Origin of the sequence: Streptomyces sp. NPDC059456, assembly GCF_042750055.1 — a bacterium.
Lineage (GTDB): Bacteria > Actinomycetota > Actinomycetes > Streptomycetales > Streptomycetaceae > Streptomyces.
Map to the genome: position 1 here is coordinate 1 of NZ_JBHYVA010000555.1, position 5824 is coordinate 5824.

At 70.5% G+C, this 5824-nt stretch carries 4 protein-coding genes; 3 read left to right on the forward strand and 1 reads right to left on the reverse strand.

Translation table 11 applies throughout. The annotated features are described in order from the left end of the window. Positions 1-2597: nitrate- and nitrite sensing domain-containing protein (locus ACFXA3_RS33170; RefSeq protein ID WP_385192970.1), on the reverse strand; the 2597-nt coding region annotated here is incomplete at its 3' end. 565 nt (positions 2598-3162) lie between these two features. Here ACFXA3_RS33170 and ACFXA3_RS33175 point away from each other — a divergent pair. The 3 genes from ACFXA3_RS33175 (at position 3163) to gltX (ending at position 5700) form a co-directional block, all read left to right on the forward strand. Continuing rightward, positions 3163-3345, forward strand: a complete 183-nt coding sequence (locus ACFXA3_RS33175) for a hypothetical protein (protein ID WP_048475963.1) — start codon at positions 3163-3165, stop codon at positions 3343-3345. Positions 3346-3443: 98 nt separating this feature from the next. Next, positions 3444-4232, forward strand: coding sequence for a fumarylacetoacetate hydrolase family protein (locus tag ACFXA3_RS33180; protein WP_385192972.1), 789 nt, complete (start codon positions 3444-3446; stop codon positions 4230-4232). After that, positions 4225-5700, forward strand: a complete 1476-nt coding sequence (gltX, locus tag ACFXA3_RS33185) for a glutamate--tRNA ligase (RefSeq protein WP_385192975.1) — start codon at positions 4225-4227, stop codon at positions 5698-5700. Before ACFXA3_RS33180 ends, gltX begins: the two co-directional genes overlap by 8 nt. The last annotated feature ends 124 nt before the right edge of the window (positions 5701-5824 follow it).

Here is a 5824-nt window from a genome sequence, read left to right on the forward strand (position 1 = left end):
CCGTTGCCCTGCGGGAACCCGCCCTGGCCGGTGGCCGTGGGCATCGGGCGCGACGGGGGACCGCCGGCCGGACCGCGGCCCGGCAGCGGGGAACCGCCGCCGAAGGCACCCTGGCCCTGGCCGGCCGGGGCGCCCGGCATGCCGGCCGAGCCCGGACCGCCCTGCTGACGCCCGCCGGGACCGCCCTGCTGACGGGCGTTCGGACCGCCCTGCAGACCGGGGCCGCCGTCGCGTCCCGGCAGTGCGGCACGCTGGCCGCCGCCGGAGACCTGGCCGCGCTGCGGGCCGGCGCCGACGGGCTGGCGTGCGCCGCCGCCAGGGACCGAACCCTGGGCCGAACCGCCCGGCATGCCCTGCGGACCGCCGGCGCCCGGACCACCGGGACCGCCCTGACCGCCCTGGCCCGGCATCGGACCCGGCTTCTTGCCGCCCTGGGCGACGTCCACCGGGAGCATGACGAGGGCCGTCGTACCGCCCGAGTCGGACGGGCGCAGCTGGATGCGGATGCCGTGTCGCAGGGACAGGCGGCCGACCACGAACAGACCCATGCGGCGGGAGACGGAGACGTCCACGGTCGGCGGCGACGCGAGCCGCTCGTTGATCGCGGCGAGGTCCTCGGGGGAGAGGCCGATGCCGGTGTCGTGGATCTCGACGAGCACGCGGCCGTCGGGCAGCGCGTGACCGGTGACCTTGACCTTGGTCTGCGGGGAGGAGAACGAGGTGGCGTTCTCCAGCAGCTCGGCGAGCAGGTGCACGAGGTCGTTGACGACGCGGCCGGCGACGTCGGTGCCGGGCACCGACGCGAGTTCGATGCGCTCGTACTGCTCCACCTCGGACGCGGCGGCACGGAGCACGTCGACGAGCGGGACGGGGCGGGTCCACCGGCGGCCCGGCTCCTCGCCCGCGAGGACGAGGAGGTTTTCGCCGTTACGGCGCATGCGGGTCGCGAGGTGGTCGAGCTTGAAGAGCGAGGACAGCTGGTCCGGGTCGGCCTCGCGCGACTCCAGCTCGGAGATGAGCGAGAGCTGACGCTGGATGAGGCCCTGCGAACGGCGCGAGAGGTTGGTGAACATCGCGTTGACGTTGCCCCGGAGGAGGGCCTGCTCGGCGGCGAGGCGGACGGCCTCGCGGTGCACGTCGTCGAAGGCCGCGGCCACCTGGCCGATCTCGTCGCGGGTGTGCAGGCCGACCGACTCCACGGACGTGTCCACGTCCTGCGGGTCCGACTCGGACAGCTGCTTGACGAGCTCGGGCAGGCGGTCCTGGGCGACCCGGGTCGCGGTGTCCTGCAGGCGGCGCAGCGAGCGGATCATGGACCGCGCCATGACGAAGGCGCCGACGAGGGAAACGCCGAGGACGAGCAGGATCAGGGCACCGTTGATGATGGCGTCCTGCTGCGAGCTGTTCTTGAGCTCGCGGGCCTTCTGCTCCATGTCCTCGAGCAGGGTGAGCTCGATGACCTTCATGGCCTGGAGCTTGGTGTCGTCGGCGTCGTACCAGTCCATCCAGGACCGGTTCTTCTCCTTGTTGAACTGCCCCTGGGTGCTCAGGACGCGGCGCGCGTAGTGGTCGGCGGTGCCGATCTCCGTGTTGCCGTCGCCGAGCGCCGCGAGGAGTTCCTCGGGCTTGCCCTGGTAGACGAGTTCGAAGGTCTTCTTCGCCTGGCTCTCGCCACGCAGCGCGGAGAGGGCGTAGAGGCGGTCGTTCTCGGTGAGGGTGCCCGCCTTCTCGTTGCTCTCGGGGAGCGAGGCGGCGATGACGGCGCGCTGGATCGAGGCGTACTCCTTGGCGGAGGAGAAGGCCGCCAGGGCGCGCGTACGCTTGATCATCTCAGGGCTGGAGGTGGCCTGCGCCATGTCCTGGGAGAGCGAGAGCAGCGAGACGATGAGCGAGTTGTACTCGGTGACGGTCTGCTGGGCGCCGTTGATGTACGCCTTCTTGCGGATTTCCTCGATGCCGGTGAGCTGGCGGCCGATCTGCAGGATGTTGTTGCGGATCGACTTGAGGGTGTCGTCCTTGTCCTCCGTGCTGTCGACCTTGTCGGTCGCGGCTTCGAAGGCCTTGGCGGCGGCGTCGGTCTGGTCGCGCACACCCTGGACGAGGCTGTTGGCCTTGCCGTCCTTGGTGACCGAGAGCGGACCCGCCGACTTGTCCCGCTCCTCCTGGAGCATGGCGGCCAGGTTGGTGGCCTGCCGGGTCATCGTCGTCAGCAGCTGCATGTGCTCCAGCTGCGCGATGTCGTTCATCGAGTCGTTGATGCGGAAGCCACCGAGCGTGGTGGCGGCGACGACCGGCAGGGTCAGCAGCGACACGAGTCGCGTGCTGATGCGCCAGTTCTGCATGGCGAGGCGTGAACCGGGCCCGCTGGGGGCCTTCGGTATCGCCGTTTCCGTGCCGTCGGCCGGCTCTTCGCTCTTCGCCTTGCCCCGGGGCTTCAGGCGTGCCTTCGCCTTCACCGTGGTGGAGGAGTCGGAGCCTGCGCCTTCGACAGCCGGCCCGCGGTTCTGGGCGTGCTGGGGCGAGGAGCCACGGTCGGTCCCGCCGCGCGGCTCCTGCTCCGCCGCAGCGCTGCCATCCCTCTTGAATCGTCCCTGCACTAGCGTCGCAACCTCTGGACCAGGCGTCCCGCCGGGCGACCGGTGGGACGGTGTCGAGTCGTGGGGCCTTGCGGCCCCATGGTGGTCGTCGGTGACCGGCGCGTCTCCCTCTCCTTGCCGCCGCGCGCGGCGCTGTCTCGCGCCACCTGCGCGCCGGCTGTTCCCGCGGCGGTCCCGCGAATTCCAGCACAGTGGCGGATCTCCAACAAGGTGCGCGTGTCGGCCCGGAGCGCCGGTGACTTCCCGTGATGGAAAGGTCACGCGATGTGGGGCATCTTTCGGGGTGAATCGGACTTACGCCATCCAAACGCGGTGGCTGGCAAGGTGTCCCAGTCGAGATGATCAGGAGCGGAATGGCAGATTCAGTGGCGCAATGTCCGTTTCGCCGCCTAAAATTGACCGCCCGTTATGCCCGTATTGCCAGGTCACGGGTGAGCAAACTCACACAGCCGTGGCCATTACTTCCCGGTTGAGCCGGGGAATCGGATGTTTAGCCTTGCCCTTTACAGGGTTGACGGATCCGACAACCCTGCACCCCGCAACCGAGCCGAGGGCCCGAGACACCGTGAAGACGACGATGATGTTCCGCAACATAGCCAACCCGCGCCGCACCACCCTCGCGCACCTCAAGGACGCCGAGGAGCTGCAGGCGGTCGAGGCTCCGGAGCACGCCGTCGAGCTGCCCGCCCAGACCGCGAACCCGCGCCGCACGATCCTGATGGACGCGCCGGTCGCCGCCGCGCAGTAAGCCACTCGGGAAAAGGAGCGCGGAGCGCCGCTGCCCGCCGCGTTAGCCTGGAGACGCAGACTCCAGCCGGCGGACATACAGAGGGGCAGACGCAACACGTGCGCATCGCCAGGTTCTCGATTGACGGCAATGTCGCGTTCGGCGCGGTCGAGGGCAGTACTGCCCCCGGCGCCGAGGGTGAGCTCGTCCTCGACATCATCAAGGGCATCCCGTTCGCGGACTTCGAGCTGTCCGGCACGAAGGTCCCGCTGAGCAAGGTCCGGCTCCTGCCGCCCGTGCTCCCGAACAAGGTCGTGGCCATCGGCCGCAACTACGCGGAGCACGCGGCAGAGCTCGGCAACGAGGTCCCCGAGACGCCGATCACCTTCTTCAAGCCCTCCACCTCCGTGGTCGGCCCGGGCGACCCGATCACGTACCCCTCCTTCTCCCAGGACCTCCACCACGAGGCGGAGCTCGCCGTGGTCATCGGCCGGATGTGCCGCGAGGTCCCCAAGGAGCGCGTCAAGGACGTGATCCTCGGCTACACCTGCGCCAACGACGTCACCGCGCGCGACGTCCAGCAGCGCGAGAAGCAGTGGGCCCGGGCCAAGGGCTTCGACAGCTCCTGCCCGCTCGGCCCCTGGATCGAGACCGACCTCGACCCGGGCGACCTGACCATCCAGTGCACCGTCAACGGCGAACAGCGCCAGCTCGGCCGCACCAGCGACATGGTCCGCTCCATCGAGGACCTGATCGTCCACATCACCGAGGCCATGACGCTGCTCCCCGGCGACGTCATCCTCACGGGGACCCCGGCCGGAGTCGGCCCCCTCAACGTCGGCGACGAGGTCGCCGTCACCATCGAAGGCATCGGCACTCTCACCAACAAGGTGATCAAGCGTGGCTAACGCGAACGTCCGCGTACGTTTCTGTCCCTCCCCGACCGGCAACCCCCACGTGGGCCTGGTCCGGACCGCCCTCTTCAACTGGGCGTTCGCCCGCCACCACGGCGGTACGTTCGTCTTCCGCATCGAGGACACCGACGCGGCGCGCGACTCCGAGGAGTCGTACGAGCAGCTGCTCGACTCGCTGCGCTGGCTCGGCTTCACCTGGGACGAGGGCCCCGAGATCGGCGGCCCGCACGCCCCGTACCGCCAGTCGCAGCGCATGGACATCTACGCGGACGTGGCACAGCGCCTGCGCGACGGCGGCTACGCGTACGACTGCTACTGCACCACCGAGGAGCTGGACGCGCGCCGCGCCGCCGCCCGGGCGGCCGGCAAGCCCTCCGGCTACGACGGCCACTGCCGCGACCTGACCGCCGTGCAGCTGGAGGCGTACCAGGGCGAGCACCGCCCCTCGATCGTCCGCTTCCGGATGCCCGACGAGCCGATCACCTTCACCGACCTGGTCCGCGGCGAGCTGACCTTCACCCCGGAGAACGTGCCGGACTTCGGCATCCTGCGGGCCAACGGCGCTCCGCTGTACACGCTCGTCAACCCGGTCGACGACGCGCTGATGCAGATCACCCACGTGCTGCGCGGCGAGGACCTGCTGTCCTCCACCCCGCGGCAGATCGCCCTCTACAAGGCGCTGACGGAGCTCGGCATCGCCACCGGCGTCCCGGAGTTCGGCCACCTGCCGTACGTCATGGGCGAGGGCAACAAGAAGCTCTCCAAGCGCGACCCGGAGAGCTCGCTCAACCTGTACCGCGAGCGCGGCTTCCTCCCCGAGGGCCTGCTGAACTACCTCTCGCTCCTCGGCTGGTCCTTCTCCAAGGACCAGGACATCTTCTCGATCGAGGAGATGGTCGCGAAGTTCGACATCCCGGACGTGAACGCGAACCCGGCGCGCTTCGACCTCAAGAAGGCCGAGTCGATCAACGCCGACCACATCCGCCTCCTGGACCCGAAGGCCTTCGCGGACGCCTGCGCCCCGTGGCTGCAGGCCCCGCACGCCAACTGGGAGCCGGCGGACTTCGACGCCGAGGCCTGGGCGGCCATCGCGCCGTACGCCCAGACCCGGGTCACCGTCCTGTCGGACATCACCGCCAACGTCGACTTCCTGTTCCGCAAGGAGCCGGTCGAGGACCAGGCGTCCTGGGACAAGGCGATGAAGGGCGAGCCCGCGGCCCTGCTGACCACCGCCCGCGCGAACCTGGACACGGCCGACTGGAGCGACCCCGAGTCCCTCAAGCAGGCCGTCCTGACCGCCGGCGAGGCCCACGGCCTCAAGCTGGGCAAGGCCCAGGCCCCGGTCCGCGTGGCCGTCACCGGCCGCACGGTCGGCCTGCCGCTCTTCGAGTCCCTCCAGATCCTGGGCAAGGACCGCTCGCTGTCGCGCATCGACGCGGCCCTGGCCAAGCTCGCCGCGTAGCCGCTTCCCGCACTCCCGTCAGGGGGGGGGGGGCCGGCGCTCCGGCGGGGCCCCCCCCCACGGGCGGGCGCGCCCCGGGGGGTGGGGGCGCCCCCGCCCCACCCACCCCCCGCGAGGGGCCCCC